At 64.7% G+C, this 21,931-nt stretch carries 22 protein-coding genes and 1 pseudogene; 13 read left to right on the forward strand and 10 right to left on the reverse strand.

Annotated elements, in window-relative coordinates; translation table 11 throughout:
- Positions 1-53: 53 nt before the first annotated feature.
- Positions 54-302, reverse strand: coding sequence for a DUF3297 family protein (locus ACEN9O_RS29225; protein ID WP_090320741.1), 249 nt, complete (start codon positions 300-302; stop codon positions 54-56).
- A 12-nt stretch (positions 303-314) separates the two neighbouring features.
- Positions 315-1,520 carry a cation:proton antiporter gene (locus tag ACEN9O_RS29230; protein WP_495615283.1) on the reverse strand — a complete coding sequence of 402 codons (1,206 nt, stop codon included), beginning with the start codon at positions 1,518-1,520 and terminating at the stop codon, positions 315-317.
- A gap of 137 nt (positions 1,521-1,657) precedes the next feature.
- Here ACEN9O_RS29230 and ACEN9O_RS29235 point away from each other — a divergent pair, with 137 nt between their 5' ends.
- From ACEN9O_RS29235 to ACEN9O_RS29255, 5 genes are all read left to right on the forward strand, one after another.
- A complete protein-coding gene (locus ACEN9O_RS29235) occupies positions 1,658-2,128 on the forward strand; it encodes a MarR family winged helix-turn-helix transcriptional regulator (RefSeq protein WP_495615284.1) in 471 nt (156 codons plus the stop codon).
- An 18-nt stretch (positions 2,129-2,146) separates the two neighbouring features.
- Entirely contained in the window at positions 2,147-3,493 is a 1,347-nt protein-coding gene (locus tag ACEN9O_RS29240) for an MFS transporter (RefSeq protein WP_495615285.1), read from the forward strand.
- A 12-nt stretch (positions 3,494-3,505) separates the two neighbouring features.
- Positions 3,506-4,468 (forward strand): LysR substrate-binding domain-containing protein, encoded by a 963-nt coding sequence (locus ACEN9O_RS29245; RefSeq protein WP_495615286.1) that lies wholly within the window; start codon positions 3,506-3,508, stop codon positions 4,466-4,468.
- 208 nt (positions 4,469-4,676) lie between these two features.
- Positions 4,677-5,969: a Glu/Leu/Phe/Val family dehydrogenase gene (locus ACEN9O_RS29250; RefSeq protein ID WP_495615287.1), complete on the forward strand. Its 1,293-nt coding sequence runs from the start codon at positions 4,677-4,679 to the stop codon at positions 5,967-5,969.
- Between the two features lie 92 nt (positions 5,970-6,061).
- On the forward strand, positions 6,062-7,294 hold the full coding sequence (locus ACEN9O_RS29255; RefSeq protein WP_495615288.1) for a malic enzyme-like NAD(P)-binding protein: 1,233 nt from the start codon (positions 6,062-6,064) through the stop codon (positions 7,292-7,294).
- Here ACEN9O_RS29255 and ACEN9O_RS29260 read toward each other — a convergent pair.
- From ACEN9O_RS29260 to senA, 4 genes are all read right to left on the reverse strand, one after another.
- On the reverse strand, positions 7,291-7,797 hold the full coding sequence (locus ACEN9O_RS29260; protein ID WP_495615289.1) for a P-loop nucleotide/nucleoside kinase family protein: 507 nt from the start codon (positions 7,795-7,797) through the stop codon (positions 7,291-7,293). The genes ACEN9O_RS29255 and ACEN9O_RS29260 overlap by 4 nt on opposite strands.
- 218 nt (positions 7,798-8,015) lie before the next feature.
- Positions 8,016-9,335, reverse strand: coding sequence for a hypothetical protein (locus ACEN9O_RS29265; RefSeq protein WP_495615290.1), 1,320 nt, complete (start codon positions 9,333-9,335; stop codon positions 8,016-8,018).
- Positions 9,336-9,521: 186 nt separating this feature from the next.
- On the reverse strand, positions 9,522-10,811 hold the full coding sequence (locus tag ACEN9O_RS29270) for a Xaa-Pro dipeptidase (protein ID WP_495615291.1): 1,290 nt from the start codon (positions 10,809-10,811) through the stop codon (positions 9,522-9,524).
- Positions 10,812-10,881: 70 nt separating this feature from the next.
- Entirely contained in the window at positions 10,882-12,084 is a 1,203-nt protein-coding gene (gene senA, locus ACEN9O_RS29275; RefSeq protein WP_495615292.1) for a selenoneine synthase SenA, read from the reverse strand.
- 34 nt (positions 12,085-12,118) lie between these two features.
- Here senA and senB point away from each other — a divergent pair, with 34 nt between their 5' ends.
- The 4 genes and pseudogenes from senB to ACEN9O_RS29295 all read left to right on the forward strand — a co-directional run bounded on the left by senB (position 12,119) and on the right by ACEN9O_RS29295 (position 16,396).
- Positions 12,119-13,102, forward strand: a complete 984-nt coding sequence (gene senB, locus ACEN9O_RS29280; protein ID WP_495615293.1) for a selenoneine biosynthesis selenosugar synthase SenB — start codon at positions 12,119-12,121, stop codon at positions 13,100-13,102.
- Between the two features lie 14 nt (positions 13,103-13,116).
- Positions 13,117-14,166, forward strand: coding sequence for a selenide, water dikinase SelD (selD, locus tag ACEN9O_RS29285; protein ID WP_495615294.1), 1,050 nt, complete (start codon positions 13,117-13,119; stop codon positions 14,164-14,166).
- 78 nt (positions 14,167-14,244) lie between these two features.
- Positions 14,245-15,546: pseudogene (locus tag ACEN9O_RS29290) on the forward strand (prolyl oligopeptidase family protein); the annotation flags it as partial.
- 313 nt (positions 15,547-15,859) lie between these two features.
- Positions 15,860-16,396, forward strand: coding sequence for a prolyl oligopeptidase family serine peptidase (locus ACEN9O_RS29295; RefSeq protein WP_495615295.1), 537 nt, complete (start codon positions 15,860-15,862; stop codon positions 16,394-16,396).
- Between the two features lie 17 nt (positions 16,397-16,413).
- Here ACEN9O_RS29295 and ACEN9O_RS29300 read toward each other — a convergent pair whose 3' ends face one another.
- Positions 16,414-17,070: a glutathione S-transferase family protein gene (locus ACEN9O_RS29300; RefSeq protein ID WP_495615296.1), complete on the reverse strand. Its 657-nt coding sequence runs from the start codon at positions 17,068-17,070 to the stop codon at positions 16,414-16,416.
- A gap of 75 nt (positions 17,071-17,145) precedes the next feature.
- On the opposite strand from ACEN9O_RS29300, the gene ACEN9O_RS29305 reads away from it, so the two are divergent.
- The 3 genes from ACEN9O_RS29305 (at position 17,146) to ACEN9O_RS29315 (ending at position 18,726) form a co-directional block, all read left to right on the forward strand.
- Positions 17,146-18,024, forward strand: coding sequence for a LysR family transcriptional regulator (locus ACEN9O_RS29305; RefSeq protein ID WP_495615297.1), 879 nt, complete (start codon positions 17,146-17,148; stop codon positions 18,022-18,024).
- A gap of 92 nt (positions 18,025-18,116) precedes the next feature.
- A complete protein-coding gene (locus tag ACEN9O_RS29310; RefSeq protein WP_495615298.1) occupies positions 18,117-18,437 on the forward strand; it encodes a heavy metal-binding domain-containing protein in 321 nt (106 codons plus the stop codon).
- A gap of 1 nt (position 18,438) precedes the next feature.
- Complete coding sequence (locus ACEN9O_RS29315; protein ID WP_495615299.1) at positions 18,439-18,726, forward strand: hypothetical protein; 288 nt, start codon at positions 18,439-18,441, stop codon at positions 18,724-18,726.
- Positions 18,727-18,729: 3 nt separating this feature from the next.
- Here ACEN9O_RS29315 and ACEN9O_RS29320 read toward each other — a convergent pair whose 3' ends face one another.
- Positions 18,730-19,548: an arginase family protein gene (locus tag ACEN9O_RS29320; RefSeq protein ID WP_495615300.1), complete on the reverse strand. Its 819-nt coding sequence runs from the start codon at positions 19,546-19,548 to the stop codon at positions 18,730-18,732.
- Positions 19,549-19,633: 85 nt separating this feature from the next.
- Here ACEN9O_RS29320 and ACEN9O_RS29325 point away from each other — a divergent pair, with 85 nt between their 5' ends.
- Positions 19,634-20,524, forward strand: a complete 891-nt coding sequence (locus ACEN9O_RS29325) for a LysR family transcriptional regulator ArgP (RefSeq protein ID WP_495615301.1) — start codon at positions 19,634-19,636, stop codon at positions 20,522-20,524.
- Here ACEN9O_RS29325 and ACEN9O_RS29330 read toward each other — a convergent pair.
- Positions 20,508-21,443, reverse strand: coding sequence for a cupin-like domain-containing protein (locus ACEN9O_RS29330; protein WP_495615302.1), 936 nt, complete (start codon positions 21,441-21,443; stop codon positions 20,508-20,510). The genes ACEN9O_RS29325 and ACEN9O_RS29330 overlap by 17 nt on opposite strands.
- Before the next feature lie 60 nt (positions 21,444-21,503).
- On the reverse strand, positions 21,504-21,890 hold the full coding sequence (locus ACEN9O_RS29335) for a DUF8817 family protein (protein ID WP_495615303.1): 387 nt from the start codon (positions 21,888-21,890) through the stop codon (positions 21,504-21,506).
- Positions 21,891-21,931: the final 41 nt, after the last annotated feature.

A 21,931-nucleotide genomic window follows, 5' to 3' on the forward strand; every position in this document is an offset into this window, starting at 1 on the left:
CCGAACGCGATCTTGAGCGCGTTCAGGCGGGTGGTTTTTTTACAGCGGTTGAATTAACGATAAAACGCTTCGACTTTGCCCTTCAGCTTGATCAGCATCGGGTTGCCTTTGCGGTCCAGGCTTTTGCCGGCCGGGACCTTGATCCAGCCTTCGCTGATGCAGTACTCATCAACGTCCAGGCGTTCTTTATCGTTAAAACGGATGCCCACATCGTGTTCGAACACGGCGGCAACGTGGTGCGGGCTGCGCGGATCGATCGACAGACGATCCGGCAATGGAGGGAGTTGGGTAGTATCGTTCATCCCGCAATTATATCAGCTGGTTTTGAAGATCAGCTGCGCGACCCGCTGCAATTTTGGGTACACCACCGGCACCGTCAGCATGGTGCTGCCTATCGCCATCAGCAGCAGCGCGGTGAAGGTCTCGCTGGTGATGATTTGCTTGTCGAGCAAAATGTTGACAAAAATGATCATGATCAGCGCCTTGGTCTGCAGCAGCCAGCCGATGATGGACGCCTCGCCCGGCCCCCACTTGAGGATCTTGCCAGCCAGGTGGACGCCGGCCAGCTTGCCGCTGACCGAGGCGAACAGCATCACCGCCGCCACGATGAACACGGCCGAACCGCCCATCGCCCAGTTGGTGCGCAGGCCGGTGCTGAGGAAGAACACCGGCATGATGGCCATCAGCACGTTGGCGCGCATGAAGTCCATCTTCTCCTGGTTGAACCAGTCCGCGTCCATCACCGCACCGGCCAGGAAGGCGCCGACCATGTAATGCAGGCCGGCCCAGTCGGCCGCGAAGGCGCAGACCGCCAGCCAGATGAAGGAGATGTACCAGCGGTCGCGCTCCTCCAGCCGCACCATCATCATGCGGAACAGCCTGGTCGCCACGGCAAACACCACCAGGAAGCCCAGCTGGCGGCCGACGCGGTCCCAGTCCAGCAGGATCACCGCCAGCACGCCCCAGATGGCGATATCGTCCAGGCTGGCGTAGCGCAGGATGCGCTGGCCGATGGGCTGGCGCAGCACCTCCAGCTTTTCCATCAGCAGGATCAGGATGGGCAGCGCGGTCACGGCGCACGCCATGCCAACGCCCAGCACGAACTGCCAGCTGTGCGCCTTCGGCCCCATCCAGCCTTCATAGCCGACCAGCCCCAGCGCGGCGACGCAGCCGAACACCAGCGGCGTGCCCAGCGCCAGGCCGGCGGTGATGGTGCTTTCGCGGCGGTGTTCCCAGGCCTTCTTCAGGTCCAGCTCGATGCCGGCGATCATCACAAAGATCATCACCGCCCACCAGGCGATGCCGTTCAGCGACTGCACCACCTGCGGGTTGAAGACGAAACTGTAGTACTCCGGATAGGCGCGGCCCATGATGCCCGGCCCCAGCAAAATGCCGGTGATGATCTGCACCACCACCAGCGGCGCGTAGTAGTCCGTATTGCCAAATCTCCAGATCAGATAGGGCACGCTGAAAATGATCAGCATCGCGATCAGGAATATTTCGGTGGTACCCATGTGCATTGTGTCTCCTGCAATATTTTTGGAATCTGAAAACGATATCATAGATAATTAATAAAAACTACTTGCGTAGTCAAGCAATTGCTATATACTTGCTCAATCAAGTATTTATCAAGAATTAATTGACAACGGAGTACACCATGAACGACATCATTGACGACACCCCGGCCGCCATCAGCCCCAGCCTGGAATTCGCGCTGCGGCTGGCGCGCGCGCAGGCCACGCTGGTGCGCCGGCTCGACCAGGTGCTGGGCGGCTACCACGGCATCAGCTTCAGCGACTTCATGCTGCTGCATTACCTGAACCGCGCCCCCGGCGGCCGCCTGCGCCGCGTCGACTTGGCCGAGCGCCAGGGCCTGACCGCGTCCGGCGTCACCCGCACCCTGCTGCCGCTGGAAAAAATCGGCCTGGTCGAACGCCAGCAGGATCCGCGCGACGCCCGCGTGGCCTACGCCGCCATCACCGACACCGGCCGCGAGCTGCTGAACAACGCCGTCACGGTGGCGGAGCAGATCAGCAAGGAACTGCTGCGCAACTGTCCCACCGCGCACTTCGATGAACTGAGCACGGCGCTCGGCCTGATCGCCGGCATGAACGCCACCAACTCCTGACCGGGACAGAAAACCATCATGGACGATCCAAAAAAACTGCAACGCGCGGCATTGAAGCGCGACCCGAACTTCAAATGGCTGCTGCGCGGCGGCGTGATCTCCATGCTGGGCGACCAGCTGACCATGATCGCCCTGCCCTGGCTGGTGCTCAAGCTCACCGGCGACACGCTGGCGCTAGGCTTCGTGATCGCGCTGATGAGCGTTCCGCGCGCGGTCTTCATCCTGATCGGCGGCGCCGTGGTGGACCGCTACTCGCCCAAGCGCGTCCTCATGCTCAGCAAGTACGCCAATGCCGTGCTGCTTGGCCTGCTGGCGTTGCTGGTGCTGCACAACCAGCCGACGCTGACCTTCGCCCTGAGCGCATCGCTGTCGCTGACCATCGACCTGAACGCGCACCTGACGCTGATGATCATCTACGTGCTGGCCCTGGGCATCGGACTGGCGCAGGCCTTCGGCATCCCGTCGGGCACCTCGATCATGCCGCAGGCGATCGCCGCCGAGCATCTGCAGGCGGCCAACGGCGTCTTGATGGGATTGCGCCAGCTGTCGATGCTGATCGGCCCACTGATGGCGGCCGGCCTGCTGGCCGTTTCCGGTAGCAGCGGCGGCATGGTGGCAGATGCGCGCGGCCTGGCCTTCGCGTTCGGCTTCGACTGCTTCAGCTTCCTGATCTCCGCCTGGACCTTGTCCAAGGTCGGTCCGCTGAAGGCGCCGGCGCAAACGGAAGCGCCGCAATCGGTGCTGCGCTCCGTCGGCGCCGGCCTGATGATGGTGTGGAACGACGTGCCGCTGCGCCTGTGCTTCATCTACTGGGGCACGGTATCGCTGTTCATCGGCGGCTCGATGCAGGTGGCGATTCCGGTACTGGCCAGCGAGAAGCTGCAAGGCGCCTCCGCCCTCGGCATCCTGATGGGCGCCAACGGTGCCGGCATGCTGTTCGGGATGGCCGGCGCCGCGGTGCTGGGCGCGCGCCTGCGCTTCGCCAGCTTCGGCACCGTGCTGCTGGTGGCGGACGCCATCGCCGGCTTCCTGGTGATGCCGCTCGGCGCCGTGCAAGCGCCGTGGCAGGCGTGCGCGCTGATGCTGACGCTCGGCCTTTTGTCCGGCTATATGCAGATCAACGTCTTCACCTGGATCCAGCGTCGCGTGCCGCCGCACATGATGGGCCGAGCCATGAGCATCTTCATGTTCATCTTCATGGGACTGGCGCCGTTGTCGGCCGCCGTCACCGGCTGGGTGCTGACGATGATCTCGCTGTCGCAATTGTTCTTCGGCGGTGGCATCATACTGGTGGTGTTCGCGACGCTGGCATTCCTGTTCACGCCGATCCGCGGCATCAGCTCGAACACCCCGCAACCGCAGTAAAAGGAAACGTGCATGGAAACCAAATGGCTGGAAGACTTCATCTCGCTGGTCGAGACCAATAATTTCAGCCGCTCGGCGGCGCTGCGGCACGTGACGCAGCCCGCCTTCTCGCGCCGCATCCAGTCGCTGGAAAACTGGCTGGGCACGGACCTGATCGACCGCACCTCGTATCCCACGCGTTTGACGCCGGCCGGCATCGTGTTCTACGAGCAGGCCTTGGAGATGCTGGCGCAGATCAACGGCGCGCGCGACATGCTGCGCTCCAAGCGCGCCGCCGCGCAGACCAGCATCGACCTCGCAGTGCCGCACACGCTGTCGCTGACGTTCGTGCCGAAATGGCTGACCGCATTGGAGCAGGACTTCGCGCCGATCAGCAGCCGCCTGATGGCACTCAACGTGCACGACGCGGTGATGCAGCTGGTCGAAGGCGGCTGCGACCTGCTGCTGTGCTACCACCATCCGCGCCAGCCGGTGCAGCTCGATCCGGGCCGCTACGACATGCTGGTGATGGGCCGCGAATCGCTGCGTCCCTATGCCCGCTGCGATAAGAACAAGGCGCCGGAATTCAAACTACCCGGTACCAAGAAGGAGCCGCTGCCGTTTTTATCGTACACCAACAACGCCTACCTGGGCCGCATGGTGGAGCTGATCCTGGCCGACACCAAGACCCCGCTGCACCTGGACCCGCACTACGAAACCGACATGGCCGAAGGCCTGAAGATGATGGCGCTGGAAGGCCGTGGCGTGGCCTTCCTGCCCGAATCGGCGGTCACGCGGGAGCTCAAGCAAAAGCAGCTGGCACGCGCCGACGGCGGTGCCTCGGAATGGGAAATCGAGATGGAAATCCGCCTGTACCGCGAGCGCCCGTCGGCGCAACGGCGCGGCAAGGCCATCGTCGAAAGACTGTGGGAATTCCTCGAACAGCAGCAAAAAGACAGCGGCCGCAAACGCCGCGTCACGGTCTCCGAGCGCTGAAACCCGTCATTCCCGCGAAAGCGGGAATCCATACTCAGCATGGATTCCCGCCTGCGCGGGAACGACGGCGGCGCATAACTATGCATTTTTTGCATAGCCGAATGCGCATACAGCATTGGCCCGTTTTCAGTCTCCCGTCCTATGATTCGCTCCACTTGAAGAACGCCACGAGCGGCCTTCAGCCACGAATTCAAACGGAGACTTGAGCATGACCACTGTACAAGCACACGCACTGCCTTCCTACCTCAATCCAGAAGACCTGGGCCCTTGGGGTGTCTATCTGCAGCAGATCGACCGCGTCACGCCGCACCTGGGCAACCTGTCGCGCTGGGTCGAAACCCTCAAGCGTCCAAAGCGCATCCTGACCGTCGACGTGCCGATCGAGCGCGATGACGGCTCCATCGCCCACTACGAAGGCTACCGCGTCCAGCACAATATGTCGCGCGGCCCGGGCAAAGGCGGCGTGCGCTTCCACCAGGACGTGACCCTGTCCGAAGTGATGGCCCTGTCGGCATGGATGACCGTGAAAAACGCGGCAGTGAACGTACCATACGGCGGCGCCAAGGGCGGCATCCGTGTCGATCCGAAGACCCTGTCCCGCGGCGAACTGCAACGCCTGACCCGCCGCTACACCAGCGAAATCTCGCTGATCATCGGACCAAACAAGGACATCCCGGCACCGGACGTCAACACCAACGAACAGGTGATGGCATGGATGATGGACTCCTACGCCATGATCGAAGGTAACCTGTCGACCGGCGTCGTCACCGGCAAACCAATCTCGCTGGGCGGCTCGCTGGGCCGCCGCGAAGCGACCGGCCGCGGCGTGTTCGTGGTAGGCCGCGAAGCCGCCGCCAAGCGCGGCGTGGCGATCGAAGGCGCTCGTGTGGCGATCCAGGGTTTCGGTAACGTCGGCGGTGTGGCAGCGACCATGTTCGCCCAGGCCGGCTCCAAAGTCATCGCCGTGCAGGATCACACCGGCACCGTCGTCAACCAGGGCGGCCTGGATGTGGCACGTCTGCACCAGCACGTCGCCGAATGCGGCAGCGTCACCGGTTTCGCCGGCGCCGAAGCCTTCCTGGACCGCGACGCGTTCTGGGGCATCGAATCGGACATCCTGATTCCGGCCGCGCTGGAACAGCAGATCACCGCCGCCAACGCGCCGACGATCCGCACCAAGATTATCCTGGAAGGCGCCAACGGCCCGACCACCCCGGAAGCGGACGACATCCTGACCGACAAGGACGTGCTGATCGTGCCGGACGTGCTGGCCAACGCCGGCGGCGTGACCGTGTCGTACTTCGAATGGGTACAGGACTTCTCCAGCTTCTTCTGGAGCGAGGACGAGATCAACGCCCGCCTGACCCGCATCATGCAGGACGCCTTCAACGCCGTGTGGACGGTGTCGCAGGATAAGAAAGTCACGCTGCGCACCGCCACCTTCATCCTGGCGTGCACCCGCGTACTGCAGGCCCGCGAAGTACGCGGCCTGTATCCATGATGTATTGAACCCCAGCAGTTTTGCGCCTGCACCGGCTTCGGCCCGTGCGGGCGTTTTTCGCATTCAGAGCCAAACAAAATAACGAGGACACCATGAGCACCATCGAACAAAAAGCACTGGCCTACCACCGCGCTGGCAGCGCCGGCAAGATCGCCATCGAAGTGACCAAGAGCGTCGCCACCCAGGAAGACCTGGCGCTGGCGTATTCGCCTGGCGTGGCCGCGCCGTGCGTGGAAATCCAGCGCGAGCCGGCCAAGGCCTACGAGTACACGGCCAAGGGCAACCTGGTCGGCGTGATCACCAACGGCACGGCGGTGCTCGGCCTCGGCAACATCGGCGCGCTGGCCGGCAAGCCTGTAATGGAAGGCAAAGTGGTACTGTTCAAAAAATTCGCCGGCATCGATGCCTTCGACATCGAGATCGACGAAACCGATCCCGATAAGCTGGTCGACATCATCGCCGCGCTGCACCCAACCTTCGGCGGCATCAACCTGGAAGACATCAAGGCGCCGGAATGCTTCTACATCGAGCGCAAGCTGCGCGAGCGCCTGTCGATCCCGGTGTTCCATGACGACCAGCACGGCACCGCCATCGTGGTCGGCGCCGGCATGCTGAACGCGATCGAGATGACCGGCCGCGATATCGCCACCGTGAAGATCGTCTGCTCCGGCGCCGGCGCCGCCGCCATCGCCTGCCTGGAACTGCTGGTGGACCTGGGCGCGGAACGCAAGAACATCTACGTCTGCGACAGCAAGGGCGTGCTGACCACGGCGCGCGCGCTGGACGGCGAAAAAGCCGCATGGGCGCAGGACACCAGCGCCAGCAAGCTGTCCGACGTGATGGACGGCGCCGACGTATTCCTCGGCGTATCCGGCCCCGGCGTGCTGTCGCCGATGGACATCCAGCGCATGAAGCCGCACCCTATCGTCTTCACGCTGGCCAATCCCGAGCCTGAGCTGCGCCCGGAACTGGTGCGCGAAGTGGCGCCGGACGCCATCATCGCCACCGGCCGTTCGGACTATCCGAACCAGATCAACAACGCGCTGTGCTTCCCTTACCTGTTCCGCGCGGCGCTGGACTGCGGCGCCTCGACCATCAACCAGGAAATGAAGCGCGCCTGCGTGGTGGCGCTGGCCGACATCGCGCGCAGCGACGCCCGTTTCGGCAAGGACTATGTGGTGCCTGGCCTGCTGGACCCGCGCCTGCTGATCGGCGTCACGCCGAAGATCGCCGCCGCGGCCTGGCGCAGCGGCGTCGCCCGCAAGGAGCTGATCGAGCTGGAATACGCCGAGGATCTGCGCGACCTGGCTGAATCGCTGATCTAAGAACTTGTCTTTTTCACGTTAAAGCCCTCCTCGTCCGCTGGCGGGACGAAGAATTGCGTGATCAAGTCAAATTCGGCCTCGCTCGTGCTGAACTGGTGAAGGCCTTCTTCATTTCGGCGCTTCAGCCGCCGCTTGCACTCCTCGTCGCTGACGTCGAGATAGTGCAGGCAATGCGCGGCCGGGATGCCGGCGAACAGCGTCTTCATCCAGCTACGCGTCGACATGGTATTCGCAGGGAAGTCCAGCACCACCGACGTCCCGGCGGCCAGCACTTCCCTGATCAGGCCTTGCAGGGCGCTCCGCAATTTCGTCGTACAGCGCACGTAGTCGGCCAGCGACTGGATTTCTCCGGGGTAGAGGGTCGCCAGCATCTTGTCCTCGCTGATCAGCACAGTGTTCGGGGCTTGCGCCAGCTCGCTCATCAACGTGGATTTTCCCGCCGCGACTTTCCCGCATACGAGATGCAGGGTCGCGACAGCGGGAACTTGGGCTTCTGTTTTCATGGAACTCTCCTGGGTTTAAAACCCCAAAGGCGACGTTCCAAAAAGAGAACCCGCCTCCGGGGCGGGCTTCTTCGACAATAAAAAGCTAACCCGCCATCGGAATAATGGCGGCAATAATCGTGCGTTTCGAGAATTGGCGAGTAGTCAGCATCATGCTTCGAGCATCGCATAGCTTGTCAACCGTGTCAACAAACCGCGCCAACCTCCGCCCCAACCGCTCAGCTGCGGGTGATGCGCAGGGCCTGAAGGTGGTTCTCGTCACCGATCAACAGCAAGGCACGATCGGCAAATATCATTTGCCGTATCACCGCAGTCCCACCCAACTCGGCGTAAGGGCCGGTGAGTTTGAGACGCGAGAAGGTCGACTTCTGCGCCGACATCGCCGCCGTGCCGACACCGTAGTCGGCCAGCACCAACACATCGCCCACCGGATCGCCGACTTTATAAGAGCCGACCACCACGTCGGCCAGCAGCAGGCTGCCCTTGTAGAGATGCGCATCCAGGTCGGGCGAACGGCCGCTGCCAAGCCAGTGGCTGGACAAGGTCTCTTGTCCCAGGTCGGTGCGGCCAGCCGGCAGCACCGCCACGCCGGATTTATCCAGCGCCACGCCCATCACGCCGCCGGGGCTGGAGAGCGTGGCCTTGCCGTTCCAGAGCACGCCCAGTTTGCCGCTGTCGTCCAGCGCAATCGGATAAGGCAGCGCGCCGCTGGTGCCCAGCGAATGCAGGACCGGGGCGCCCAGCCCTTTCGGCCATATGGCGACCATGGCCCCGCCATTCTCCAGCCAGGTGGACAGCACCGCGCCGTCCGACGCCGCCACGTGCGGATGCAGGGCCGATGTCGATATCTCGAACGGAGGCGTCAACTGCCGGCCGTTGAAATCGAACTTGCAAAGCTTGAGCAAGTACTGCGTTTTGTCGGTGATCGGCAGCAGGGAAAAGCTGGTGACCAGCCAGAAGCCGTTACCATCCACCACACCGCTGCTCTCCGCCGAGGCCAGCTCGGTGGTCGATGTCGATGCAACCGGTGGATACAGGTCGATTGTGTCGTCGATCTGCTTGGCCTGCGCGTCAAAGTGCAGCAGCTTGGTGCCCGGCCCCGACTGGAGCATCACAAAGCCGTCCGGCGACGGCAGCATCTGCCACTCGCCGGTGTAGCCAGCTGCCAGCGTGAAGCCGTAGTCGGTAGAGGAAAGCATCGCGCCATCCTTGTCCAGCACACTCAATCGGGTACGCGGATGCACCTGGTTGCCGTTGACGACGACGGTCGAGTCGGAGAAAGAGCGCACCACGATATGGTCGCCGATCACTATCGCGTCGCTCATACCTTTCAACGCTGCGCCGCCGGGCAAAATGACCACCCTCCGCGTCGTGTCGACGTCAATGACGCTGGTGGTGTCGGGCGCGGTGCCGATGAAGGTGGTGGCGGCGGTGGTGCCCGTGGTGGGGCTGGATGAACCGGAGCCGCCACCGCAGGCGGTCAACGCGGCGGCCAGCGCCAACAAGGCCAGATGGCGGGGGAAATTTGGAAAACGCATACTGGCTCGCAGTGCACTGTCTGAAAGCGAAAAGTATATAGAAAAACAACCCCGTCCCTATACCATCCGCACCACAACAGCATGGCCCCGCGAGCCAGCGGGATGACCCGGCAGGCCTTTATTTGTAAGTTGTTTCAAAATGCGCAGCTAGACGCCACAACGACGCTGCGCGCTTTTTGAAACGACTTACTTGCGGATTACTTCGCCGCCCTTCATCACGAAGGTCACCTTGGTCAGTTCCGTCGCGTTTTCCGCCGGATCGCCTTTGACGGCGATGATGTCGGCGAACTTGCCGGCCGTGAGCGAGCCTACGCGGTCCTTCCAGCCCAGCAGGTCGGCCGCGTTAATGGTGGCCGCCTGGATCGCCTGCATCGATGTCATGCCGTACTTGATCATGTAGGCGAACTGCCTGGCGTTGTCGCCGTGCGGATAAACGCCGGCATCGGTGCCGAAGGCCATCTTCGCGCCGCCGGTGAAGGCCTTGCGGAAGTTGTCGCGCTGGAGCTGGCCGATCACCTTCTCCTTGGCGATCGATTCCGGCAGCATGCCGGCCTTCTCGCCTTCCTGCAGGATGAAGTCGTCGTTGTAGATATCCATCACCAGGTACGTGCCCTTCTCGCGCGCCAGCTTGATGCCCTCGTCATCGATCAGGCTTGCGTGCTCGATCGAATCGACGCCGGCCAGGATCGCATCGCGAATGCTGCTGGTGCCGTGCGCGTGCGCGGCCACCTTGCGGCCCAGCTTATGCGCCTCGCCGACGATGGCCTGCATCTCTTCCAGCGTGTACTGCTGCGCGCCCGGCTCGTCGCCCTTGGACAGCACGCCGCCCGACGCACAGATCTTGATCACGTCGGCGCCGTACTTGGCCATCTCGCGCACCTTGGCGCGCGCCTCCCACGGGCCGTCGGCCACGCCGCGGCTGGTGAACTTCATCTCGGCAGGCAGCAGGTTCTCGTCACAGTGGCCGCCCTGGATGCCGATGGCGTAACCGGCGGTGCGCATGCGCGGGCCGATAAAATCGCCGTCGTTGATGGCGTCGCGCAGCGCCACGTCGCCAAAGCCGCCGGCGCCGACGTTGCGCACGGTGGTGAAGCCCGCCTCCAGCGTCTTGCGCGCGGCGCGCACGCCGTACAGCGCCGCGCGGGTGTCGGACACGCCCAGCGCGTTGTAGCCGCCCAGGTAAGGGTCGCCAGTCAAATGGGTGTGCATGTCGATCAGGCCTGGCAGCACGGTCTGCGACGACAGGTCAATCAGCTGCGCACCGGCCGGCACCTTGGCCGAGGCGCTCGGCCCCACCGAGGTAATGCGCTCGCCGGTGATGACGATGGTCTGATCCTCGAGCACCGTGCCGGCGACGACATCGACCAGCTTACCTGCGCGGATCGCCACCACTTTGCCGCCGTCGGCAAACGACGGCGCGGCCACGCCCAGGGTGCTCAGGACAGTGGCGGAGATCAGGAGATGCTTGAGTTTCATGGGGTGGGCTCTTTTCTGGGAAAAGAAAAGAATAGCAGAGCCCCCGTAAAAAAGCCTTCTAATTGTTGAACTATCCGGGCCAGGCGCAGGTGCGGAATCCGACAAAGATGTCGTCGCGTTCGGGCAGGAAGAAGTTGCGGAACCTGGCCGAGACAAAACGCTGCGGCGTCGCGAACGACGCGCCGCGCAAGGTCTGGTGCGTGGAGAACCACGGCTCCGAATATTCGCGGTAGCGGTCCGCCGTGAAGCCGGGATAAGGCTCGAACGGCGACGCCGTCCACTCCCACAGCTGGCCCCAGCGGAACGCCGGATGGCCGGACTGCGCGGCATACTCCCACTCCGTTTCGGTCGGCAGCCGGCGCCCCGCCCAGGCGCAGTAAGCCTGCGCCTCATACAGGTTCAGGTGGCGCACCGGCTCGGCGCCCGCCAAGGTCGATGGCTGGCCGAAACGCACAGTGCGCCATTGGCCGCCGTCGCGCTGCCAGTAGCGCGGCGCCGAACGCTCCTGACGCATCAGCCAGTCGGCGCCGGCGCTGCTCCAGAACTGGCGGTTGTCGTAGCCGCCGTCGCCGACGAAATCGGCATACTGCGCGTTGGTCACCAGCGTGCTGTCGATGGAGAACGGCGCCACGCGGAAGCTGTGCGCCTGGCGCTCGTTGTCGAACACGAAGCCTGCGCCCTCGGCGCTGCCCAGCTGGATGGTCCCGCCGGGGAAGCCGATTTCCGACGGCGAAAACAGCGGATGCCCGTTATGCGCCGCCTGCTCCGGCGCCGTCAGGCCCAGGGTCTGCAAGGTGTAGAGCAACGCTTCGCCGTGCATGTCCTCGTGCGCCAATGCCAAGCGGTACGGATACAGCGCCGCATCGTCATTGGGTTCGCGCGACAGCTTGTCGAGCACGCGGTCCAGCACTTCGTGGCAGTAGGTCTTCAGCGCGCCGGTGCTGGGCAGGTCCAGGGTCCAGCGGGCGCGGTGCGGCACCATCGCCGAATCGAACCAGTCGTCGCCTTTGCTCAGCAGGCAGTTGCCGTTGGCGTCGGCCGGATGGCTGGAGGCGGCCTCGCGCAGGATGAACCATTCGGCGAACCAGGCGATATGGCCCAGCTCCCACAAGGGCGGATTAACGATGCGCAGTTGCGGCACCCGCGCCGGCGCGTCCATGCCGGCCGCTGCAAAGCAGTCGAACAGCATCAGCGTATAATCCCGCGCATGCCGCAGCGCCTGCGCCATCTGCTGCGGCGTCGCGGTCCTGAACGAAGTTGGGCTTGAAGTCATGAGCCGATTGTAACGAATTTTAGCCAAAACACCAGTGAGCGCACCCCACATCTGGATCGTCAGTCCCGCCTCCGCACGCGCCAACAACGGCAACTGGCAGAGCGCCAGCCGCTGGGCGCGTTTTCTGCGCACGCGCTATCGGGTATCGATTTCGCAACAGTGGCCCGACACCGGCCAGCACGCCGCGCCCGACCTGCTGATCGCCCTGCATGCGCGCCGCTCCGCGCCGTCGCTCGACGCCTACGCGCGCGCCTTCCCGCAGCAGCCGTCCATCCTGCTGCTGACGGGGACCGACCTGTATCGCGACATCCAGACCGACGCCAGCGCCCAGCAGGCGCTGCGCCAGGCCAGCGCGCTGGTGCTGCTGCAGCCGGCCGGCATGGACGCCCTGCCCGCGCCACTGCGCGCCAAGGCCAGCGTGATCTTCCAGTCGGCGGCCACGCTGCGGTCTGCGGAGCCTGCGAACAAACGTCATCTGGACATCGTCATGGTCGGCCACCTGCGTGCCGAAAAAGATCCACTGACTTTCATGCGCGCCGCCGCGCTGGTCACTGCGCCCAAGGCGCGCCTGGTCCACGTCGGCGGCGCGCTGGAACCGGCGCTGGAACAAGCGGCACTGGCGACGGCGGCCGCCCATCCGCGCTACCGCTGGCTGGGCGCGCTGCCCCACGCGGCCACGCGGCAGCGCCTCAAGCGCAGCCACCTGATGGCGATCACCTCGCACATGGAGGGCGGCGCCAACGTCATCATCGAAGCGGTTTGCAGCGGGGTGCCGGTGCTGGCCAGCGACATCAGCGGCAACCGCGGCATGCTGGGCGACGACTACGCCGGCTATTTCCCGGCCGGCGACGCCGCCGCGCTGGCGCGGCTGATCGACCGCGCGCTGGCCGAACCGGACTTCTACAAGCTGCTGCGCACCCAATGCGACGCGCGGCGCCCTTTATTCGCACCGGCGGCCGAGCAGGCAGCTTTGCTGGAGTTGGTGGATAATCTGCTGCACAAGGCTAAACACAGCTAAACAAGGAATGAAAAATGAACAATGATGCTATCAAACTGACCTCCTTCTCCCACGGCGGCGGCTGCGGCTGCAAGATCGCGCCGGGCGTGCTGTCCGAGATCCTGAAGAATTCGTCCGGCTTCCCGGTGCCGAAGGAGCTGATGGTCGGCATCGAGACCGCCGACGACGCCGCCGTCTACAAACTCAATAACGAGCAGGCGCTGATCGCCACCACCGACTTCTTCATGCCCATCGTCGACGACGCCTTCGACTTCGGCCGCATCGCCGCCACCAACGCCATCTCCGACGTCTACGCCATGGGCGGCACGCCGATCATGGCGCTGGCACTGGTCGGCATGCCGGTGAACAAACTGCCGCTGGAGACCATCGGCCAGATCATCAAGGGCGGCGAATCGATTTGCGCCGAAGCCGGCATCCCCATCGCCGGCGGCCACACCATCGACTCGGTCGAACCTATCTACGGCCTGGTGGTACTGGGCCTGATCCATCCATCCAAAGTGAAACGCAACGCCGACGCCAAAGCCGGCGACGTGCTGGTGCTGGGCAAGCCGCTGGGCGTGGGTGTGCTGTCCGCCGCGCTGAAGAAGGACAAGCTCGACGCCGACGGCTACCAGGCCATGATCGCCAACACCACCAAGCTCAATAAGCCTGGCAAGGCGCTGTCGGAAATGGCCGGCGTGCACGCGCTGACCGACGTCACCGGCTTCGGCCTGCTGGGCCACCTGCTGGAACTGGCGCGCGGCGCCAAGCTGGCTGCCCATCTGGAAATGGCCAAGATCCCGCTGCTGCCCGGCGTAGAGCAGCTGGCGCACGACGGCTACTTCACCGGCGCCTCGGGCCGCAACTGGGATGCCTACGGCAAGGATGTCGACCTGTCGCCATCGGTATCGCAGGCGCAGCACATGCTGCTGACCGATCCGCAAACCTCGGGAGGCCTGCTGGTGTCGTGCGACGCCGCCAGCGTCGACGAGGTGCTGGCCCTGTTCCGCCGCGAAGGCTTCGGCGAAGCCGCCGTCATTGGCCGCATGGCCGAAGGCGCGCCGCGCGTGACGGTAGGCGCCTGACACTGCGGGGCCGGGACGGCGGCCCCATATCAAAATGGTAATATAGCGCTCCCCGCCCTCCGTCCACAGGAGCACCGCATGAGCAACCGCATCTCGCGCCGTCAATGGCTTGCCGTCTCTCTCGCCACCTGCGCAGCCCCCGTCTGGGCTATCGCGCCGTCCGCAAAACGTCCGGCCGGCGGCCCGCCGGTCGCGCCGGTGGAGCCGGTCACCGACAGCTACTTCGGCACGGAACTCGTCGATCCCTACCGCTGGATGGAAGCCCGGCCGCGCAGCGAGCGCTGGAACGCCTGGCTCAAGGCCCAGGGCGACTATGCGCGGCGCCAGCTGGACCGCCTGCCGCCGCGCACCGCCATGGCCCGCAGGATCGAGCACTACACCGGCGACCTTGACCAACTGGCCCTGGTCACGCCGGCCGGCGGCAAACTGTTCCTGCTGATGCGGCCGGCGGGCGCCAACAGCATGCAGCTGTTCGTGCGCGACACACCGGACGACGCCAACCGCCTGCTGCTCGATCCCTCCGCCGGCGCCGCGGCTGGCGCGCCCACGCGCGCGCTGGACTGGCACATGCCATCGCCCACCGGCAGCCACGTCGCCTACGGTGTCTCGGAAGGCGGTTCCGAGCAAAGCACGCTGTATATCTGCGACGTCGCCAGCGGCAGGTCGGAAGCGATCACGCACGTGATGTCGCGCGGCGCCGGCTGGACCGCCGACGGCACCGGCTTCTTCTCCTATCGCGTACGCGCAGACGCTGTCCCCGGCGCGCCGGACTTCGGCGTAGGCGGCGCCTGCTGGCTGCACCGGCTGGGCACCGATCCGGCCAGCGACCTGAAAGTGTTCGGTTCCGGCGAGGGCCCGGACTTCGAAACGATGGAAGACGATGCCCCGTACGTGGACGGCGCGGCCGGCAGCGACTGGGTGCTGGGCCGCCATCTGCTGAACGGCCTTGACGTCGCACAGCTCTACATCGCCCGCGCCGAGAACCTGCTGGCCGGCCGCCCGCAGTGGCGCAAACTGGCCGGACGTGCGGCCGGCGTGCAGCACGCGGTGCTGCGCGGCGACAGCGTCTACATCCTGGCCCACGGCCGCAAGGACAAGGGCGAAGTCGTCAAAATCGACGCCGGCAGTGGCGACTTCGATAGCGGCAAGGTGGTGCTGCCGGCATCTGACCAGGTCATCGACTTCATCACCGCCGCGCGCGATGGCGTCTACGTGCACGACATCGCGGAAGGCGTGGGAGGCTTGCGCCGCATCGACTATCAGGACCGCGTCGAGCGCGTGCGGCTGACGCGCACCGGCGCCGTCTGGAGCATTGCCTCCGCCGTCGACGAGGACGGTGCATGGTTCCACATGGACGAACTGACCTGGCCGGCGGAATCGTTCCGCGTCGAAGGCGAACAGCTCGCGGTGCGACAGGTGGCTTTTGTGCGCCCGCCTTCGTTCAAGACCGGCGACTTCGTCACCACCCGGATACACGCGCCCGCGCGCGATGGCGCCAGCATCGCACTGGAGATCCTGCACCGCAAGGGTACGCGTTTAAACGGCCGCAATCCGCTGCTGCTGATCGCTTACGGCGCCTATGGTGTGATATTGGATCCGGGCTACCAGCCACGCACACTGGCCTTCCTCGATGCCGGCGGCGTCATGGTCTACGCGCACGTGCGCGGCGGCGGTGAACAGGGCGAGGGCTGGCATGAAATCGACCAAGGCCAATTCGTGGCGCGACGTCATCGACAGCGCCGAACACCTGGCCCGGCTGGGCTGGACCGGCAAGGGACACATCGCCTTGTGGGGCACGTCGGCGGGCGGCATCGTGGCTGGCCGCGCCATCACGGAACGGCCCGATCTTTTTTCCGCCGTCATCGGCGAGGTGGGTGTATTCAACACCGTGCGCTTCGAACTGACCAGCAATGGCCCCGGCAACGACGCCGAATTCGGTACCATCAAAAAAGAGGAGGAGTTCAAGGCCCTGCTGGCGATGGACTCCTACCACGCGGTGCGCGACGGCGTGCGCTATCCGGCGGCGCTGATCATCACCGGCGCCAACGACTTGCGGGTCGAGCCTTGGCTGCCGGGTAAATTCGCCGCCCGGCTGCAGGCCGCCAGCGCCAGCGGCAAGCAGGTGCTGCTGCGGGTCGATTACGACGCCGGCCATTTCAGCAATAACCGGAAAGCCGGCAACGCGCTATCGGCCGATATCTTCTCCTTCGTGCTGGCGCATACGATGTAGAGACGCTTCTGGCCTGATCACCCCACCATCCGGGCCGACAACGCTGAGCCGCGCTTCAGGAAGGCGCGCAGCAGGTCGGGATAAGCCGCCGACACGGCCTGCCGCACAGACGGCCGCTCGGCGAGCGCGGCGCGCCATGCGATAGTGCGCGGCAGCCCGGCCAGCATGCCGAAATCCGCGATCGTGTCGAACACGTCGAGATAGCGGAACACCGGACCGAAGACCGCGTCGACCATGCCGAATTGCCCGCCCATGAAGTAAGGCCCTTCCCCCAGCGCGGCCTCCACCTGCTCGAAGCGCGCATGGATCTCAGCGGCCTTGGCGGCCAGCGCCTGCTGGTCGGCAGCGTTATAAAATCCGCCGATCAGATTCAATAGCGCCGATCCGAACTCCATCCAGGAACGCTGCTGCGCGCGCAGCAAGGCGTCCGACGGATGCAGGCGCGGGGCATGCGTCTCGTCCAGATACTCGCAGATCACCGCCGATTCGAACAACGCCGCGCCGCCAGTCAGCAGCACCGGCGTCTTCCCCAGCGGCGAAACGGCCAGGAACCAATCCGGCTTTGCCGCCAGGTCGATGTCGCGCCGTTCGTACGGCACGCCCTTCTCGGCCAGCACTATCGCCGCCCTCTGCACATAAGGGCACAAGGGATGGCTGACCAGGACCGTATCCATTTTTTACTCCTCTCCGAAAGTCGATGGGGTTAATATACGATTTCAAATCCGCAATGAAAATATGCGATCACGCAGATGAGCTATGCAAAACCGCAATACAGACTGAATTCGCAGGATCTGGAAATCATCCTCGCGCTGGTACGCGGCGGCACGCTGGCGGATGCCGGCGAACTGCTTGCGGTCGATCCGTCCACCGTGTTCCGTTCGGTGCAGCGGATGGAGAAAGGCCTGGGCACGCGCCTGTTCGAGCGTTCGCGCCTGGGATATCAGCCGTCGGAACTGGCGCAATCGCTGGCGCGGCACGGTGAACTGGTGGAAGCGCAACTGGACGCGGCGCGTTCGGCGGCACTTCAAAGCCCCGACCAGGTGGCGGGCACGGTACGCATCACCAGCACCGACACGATACTGCACGCGCTGGTCGCGCCGGCACTGCGCGATCTGCAGGCCAGCCATCCGCTGCTGTCCTACGAGCTCGACACCGGCAACAGACTGGCGGACCTGAGCCGCCACGAGGCCGACATCGCAGTGCGCGCCACCAACCGGCCACCGGCGCACCTGGTCGGAAAACACATCGGCCCGATCCGCGTGGCGCTGTTCGCCGCGCGCGGCGGGAAATGGAAGAAATCCAATGCCGCCAAGGCACCTTGGATCGCGCCGGACGACGCGCTGCCCGAGCATCCATCGGTCGTCTGGCGCAAAAAACATCATCCGAAGGTGACGCCGCAATTCCGCGTCAACAGCATCCTGAGCGTGGCCGAGATGGTGGCGCTGGGACTGGGCGTCGGCATACTGCCGCTGTTCCTGGCTCGACAACGCAGCGACCTCGCCCAACTGGGCAGCACACTGGACGAAGCGCAAACCGAGCTGTGGCTGCTCACCCACGCCGAATCGCGCCATCTGCGGCGCGTCTCGACGGTGTTCGGCCACCTGTCCCGCAGCCTGGAGCTGAATTGAATAGCATTCCGGTGAAAGCCGTCGACGATTGCCGTGGCATCCGCCGCGATCTGCGCTAAAGTAGATCCATCATCAACCACCGAAGGAAGATCATGCTGGTCACCACTACAGAAAACGTCACAGGTTATCGGGTACTGGAAGTGAAGGGGCAGGTGTTCGGCGTCGTTGTGCGCAGCCGCGGCTTGGCGGGCAACCTGATGGCCGGCCTGCGCTCCATCTTCGGCGGCGAGATCCTGGAATATACCGCGCTGCTGGAGGAGACGCGCCGCCATGCGCTGGACCGCATGATCAAGAACGCGCAGCAGATGGGCGGCAACGCCGTCGTCATGATGCGCTTCGACTCTTCCGAAATCGGCCAGACCATGAGCGAGATCGTCGCCTACGGCACGGTCGTCGTGGTCGAGAAAGCCTGACATGTTGCGCAACGCGGTACTCGCCATCGCCTTGCTGATTGGCGCAGGCGGCGCCATCGCCCTGGCGACCGGCCATCCCGGGGCAATGCCGGCGGCGATCTGGGGCGGCATCCTCACGGTGGCGGTGCTGTTCGAGCGCTGGCGCTATCAACCGCCGCCGGCCACCGGCGGCAACTGGCAACCAACCGGCGAACAGTTCATTGACCCGGAGTCCGGCGAGGCGATGGAAGTCCTGTACGACGCCGCCACCGGCGAACGACGCTACGTCAGCAAAGCCGGCAAGCCTTAACGCCTATCGCAGCGCCGCCACTACAGGCGACAGGGCGTCGATCAGGTGGGCCGGGGACACCGGCTCGCCGCCCTCCTCCCACGCATCCTGGAACTCCGCGATCTCTAGGCCGATCACCTCCGATTCCGCCAGCACCGCGCAGGCGGCGTGCAAGTCCTCCAGCGACAATCCGTTTTCACTCACATAATCGGTCGGCACAATGCCGGGATCGAGCACATCGCAATCGAGATGCATGTAGACGGCACGCCCGCCGACGGCCGCGCGCAGCCGCTCGGCCAGCTCCGGCCCCGGCGCCACATGCACCACCGCGCCCGATGCGATCAACGTCACCTCCGCCGGATCGAGGTCGCGCTGGCCCACCAGCACGACATTGGACAGCGCCAGGCCCGCACCCAAGCCGGATTCCCACAACCCCGCCGGCCCGGAGAGCGCCATGCCCCCCAGGTACCCGCTGCCCGTGGTGGACGGCGTATTCAGGTCGGCATGCGCGTCGAACCACACCACGCAGGCATCCGGGCGATAGCGCGCCACCACCGGCAAGGTCGCCAGCGAGGCGGCGCAGCGGCTGGTCGCACTCAAAGGCCTCGCTCCGCACGCGAACACCTCGACCAACTGCGCGGCCAACGCGTGCAGGCCAGGCATGGCCTCGTTCAATTCCGTCCGCCATGCCGCACCGAGCGCCGGCGCACGCGCGCCGACCACGGTGATGCCAAGCCCCAGTTGTTCGGCCAGCAGGCGCGCGATCGACTTCGCACCCGGTATCGCCAGGTTGTTGTGATCCGCCACGCGGCCCTGGAACAGGGTAATCGCCATTTCAGCCATCGATTGCCTCCTCAAAAACAGAGACTGTAGCCGCCCGCGCGTATGCAGTAAAATTAATCAATTTCAGGAATGATAAGAAATTCTTATGCAGGACTACAAACTGTTCGCCGCCCTCACCGCCGTGATCGATACGGGCAGCTTTGAACGCGCTGCGGGTAAGCTGTTCATCACGCCGTCGGCGGTCTCCCAACGGATACGCCAGCTGGAGGAGCGCATGGGCCAGACGCTGGTGGTGCGCAGCTCGCCGGCGATCGCCACCAGCACCGGCATGCGCCTGTTGCGCCACGCGCGCCAGGTCGCCCTGCTGGAACAGGAACTGCAGGACGATTTGCAGGGCGACGATCGCGAACGGCTGGTCGAACTGCCGATCGCCATCAACAACGACTCGCTCCACACCTGGTTCATCCCGGCGGTGACGCAGGTCCTGATAACGGAACGCCTGCTGCTGCAGCTGAAGGTCGACGACGAGGCGCACACACTGGGCTTGTTGAAGAACGGCGACGTACTCGGTTGCGTAACCAGTGTCGAACATCCCGCCAGCGGCTGCACCAGCACGCGCCTGGGCGAGATGCGCTATCGCTGCATCGCCACGCCGGCCTTCGCGGCGCGCTACTTCCCGCACGGGATGAGCCGCGACGCCGTGCTGCGGGCGCCGGCCATCACCTTCGGCAGCTCCGACACACTGCACACCAATTACCTCGCCAGCAGGTTCGCAGTGGCCGCCGGCGAGTTCCCGTTGATGACCGTGCCTTCGGTGCAAAGCCTGCTCGATTGCATACAGGGTGGCTTGGGCTACGGCATCTGCCCCGAGCTGCAATGGGAAGATATGCTGGCGGACGGCGCGCTGGTCGACCTGATGCCGGCGGACCGGCCGACCGTCCAGCTGCATTGGCACGCGTGGGAACTGCAAAGCCCGCGCGTCGGCCGCTTTATCGATCACATGGTCGAACAGGCGCGCATCAGGCTTCCACAGTAAGCAGGGACGGATCGCCTTTCAACGCAAACGGCATGGACCGCGACCAGCGGTTCGAGGAAAGCGAAAACGTCAGCGCGCGCACCTGGTGGTACCAGCCGGCCGGCACGTACAGCATATCGCCCGGATTGACGATGACTTCGACCGTGGCGGCCTGGCGCGCAAGGGGGAACTTCTCGAAATCCGGCGCTTCCGGATCGAACGGCGATCCAAACAGGATGGCATTCGCCTCGTTCGGGTACAGGAACTCGTCGTGATGCGGCGGCGCCAGGAAGATGCGTTTGGTGCCCCAGATCTGCGCGAAGATATTGTCGTCGTAGTCGCAGTGCAGCGGCGTCACCGTGCCAGCAGGGCCGAGCCAGAAGCGCGGCGGGCCCATTTTGTCGAAGTACGTGGGCCAGTGACAGAGCCGGTTCAGCTCACGCAGTTCGAGATTGCCCAGATACGGCGGCAAGTCGTGCGTGCCGGCGGCCACCAGCTCCAGGTACTCCAGCATCGACATATCCCGCATCGCCCGGTCGGGCGCGAAAGCCGTGTTGATATAGTCGCCCACACGCGCACGCACCGGCAGGTGGCTGTAATGGTCGCGCAGCGTCTGCGGGGTGAGCGCGGACAGCGGCCAACGGTCGACCAGGCCAGTCATCAGGAACGGCAAGCCTTCCGCAGCGCGCTCGCGGAAAGCTGAGGCATCGAGCGTCCGCATGCGCGGCACTTCGGACATCGCCGGCAGTCCGCGCGAGACGCGCTTGATCGCCTCGCGCATTTCATGGATCGATGTGACGCCGCGAACCTGCGCATCCCTGCGCTCGCGCGCCTGCTTTTGAACCGCAGGGTCCGCGGTCCAGGCGGACTCCGATTCCTGCCTGGTTGGCGGCAGGCGCGGCACGCGCGGCGCTTCCTCCGACTTCTTCTCTCTCGACATATCCCGAACTTAAATTTTTACAGGGCGATAGTATAACTGCTGCGGTTTCAACGCGGCTCGTCACACTGCCCGATAGAACTGAAGACCGTTGCCGTCCAGGTCACGAACATGGAACTCCCTGGTTCCCCATGGCGTATCGCCCGGCTGCCACCAGGGGCTGGAGTCCGATGCCGGGATTGCGCCGCTGCGCGAGAATTCGGCATACGCCCTGTCCACGTCCCTCACATAAAAGCGATAGACCGGGCGGTCGAGCACATGATCCCAATGCGACCGGTCCTGCCACTGAAGATGGAGTTCCACGCCGTCGCGCGCCACGGCTGCATACCTTGGGCTGTCCGCCTGGTCCCGGAACACCTCGACGAACCCCAGCTTTTCATAGAACGCCAGCGATGCGGCGACGTCGCGCGACATCAGCACCGGCATCACCGCCTCGATAAGTTTTTCCATGCCCCCCTCCGCGCAGATCATAACAAAAACACCACAACCCC

This window comes from Duganella sp. Dugasp78 (assembly GCF_059491455.1).

Excerpts from the sequence above, each read along its gene's own strand:
- ACEN9O_RS29265 (WP_495615290.1), bottom strand. The coding sequence starts at position 9,335 with ATGCGTTTTCCAAATTTCCCCCGCCATCTGGCCTTGTTGGCGCTGGCC.
- ACEN9O_RS29260 (WP_495615289.1), bottom strand. The coding sequence starts at position 7,797 with ATGAAAACAGAAGCCCAAGTTCCCGCTGTCGCGACCCTGCATCTCGTA.
- ACEN9O_RS29320 (WP_495615300.1), bottom strand. The coding sequence starts at position 19,548 with ATGGCTGAAATGGCGATTACCCTGTTCCAGGGCCGCGTGGCGGATCAC.
- ACEN9O_RS29335 (WP_495615303.1), bottom strand. The coding sequence starts at position 21,890 with ATGGAAAAACTTATCGAGGCGGTGATGCCGGTGCTGATGTCGCGCGAC.
- ACEN9O_RS29255 (WP_495615288.1), top strand. The coding sequence starts at position 6,062 with ATGAGCACCATCGAACAAAAAGCACTGGCCTACCACCGCGCTGGCAGC.
- ACEN9O_RS29225 (WP_090320741.1), bottom strand. The coding sequence starts at position 302 with ATGAACGATACTACCCAACTCCCTCCATTGCCGGATCGTCTGTCGATC.
- ACEN9O_RS29300 (WP_495615296.1), bottom strand. The coding sequence starts at position 17,070 with ATGGATACGGTCCTGGTCAGCCATCCCTTGTGCCCTTATGTGCAGAGG.
- ACEN9O_RS29325 (WP_495615301.1), top strand. The coding sequence starts at position 19,634 with ATGCAGGACTACAAACTGTTCGCCGCCCTCACCGCCGTGATCGATACG.
- ACEN9O_RS29230 (WP_495615283.1), bottom strand. The coding sequence starts at position 1,520 with ATGCACATGGGTACCACCGAAATATTCCTGATCGCGATGCTGATCATT.
- ACEN9O_RS29245 (WP_495615286.1), top strand. The coding sequence starts at position 3,506 with ATGGAAACCAAATGGCTGGAAGACTTCATCTCGCTGGTCGAGACCAAT.
- ACEN9O_RS29235 (WP_495615284.1), top strand. The coding sequence starts at position 1,658 with ATGAACGACATCATTGACGACACCCCGGCCGCCATCAGCCCCAGCCTG.
- ACEN9O_RS29250 (WP_495615287.1), top strand. The coding sequence starts at position 4,677 with ATGACCACTGTACAAGCACACGCACTGCCTTCCTACCTCAATCCAGAA.
- ACEN9O_RS29315 (WP_495615299.1), top strand. The coding sequence starts at position 18,439 with ATGTTGCGCAACGCGGTACTCGCCATCGCCTTGCTGATTGGCGCAGGC.
- ACEN9O_RS29295 (WP_495615295.1), top strand. The coding sequence starts at position 15,860 with ATGAAATCGACCAAGGCCAATTCGTGGCGCGACGTCATCGACAGCGCC.
- ACEN9O_RS29270 (WP_495615291.1), bottom strand. The coding sequence starts at position 10,811 with ATGAAACTCAAGCATCTCCTGATCTCCGCCACTGTCCTGAGCACCCTG.
- ACEN9O_RS29305 (WP_495615297.1), top strand. The coding sequence starts at position 17,146 with ATGAGCTATGCAAAACCGCAATACAGACTGAATTCGCAGGATCTGGAA.
- selD (WP_495615294.1), top strand. The coding sequence starts at position 13,117 with ATGAACAATGATGCTATCAAACTGACCTCCTTCTCCCACGGCGGCGGC.
- ACEN9O_RS29240 (WP_495615285.1), top strand. The coding sequence starts at position 2,147 with ATGGACGATCCAAAAAAACTGCAACGCGCGGCATTGAAGCGCGACCCG.
- ACEN9O_RS29310 (WP_495615298.1), top strand. The coding sequence starts at position 18,117 with ATGCTGGTCACCACTACAGAAAACGTCACAGGTTATCGGGTACTGGAA.
- senA (WP_495615292.1), bottom strand. The coding sequence starts at position 12,084 with ATGACTTCAAGCCCAACTTCGTTCAGGACCGCGACGCCGCAGCAGATG.
- ACEN9O_RS29330 (WP_495615302.1), bottom strand. The coding sequence starts at position 21,443 with ATGTCGAGAGAGAAGAAGTCGGAGGAAGCGCCGCGCGTGCCGCGCCTG.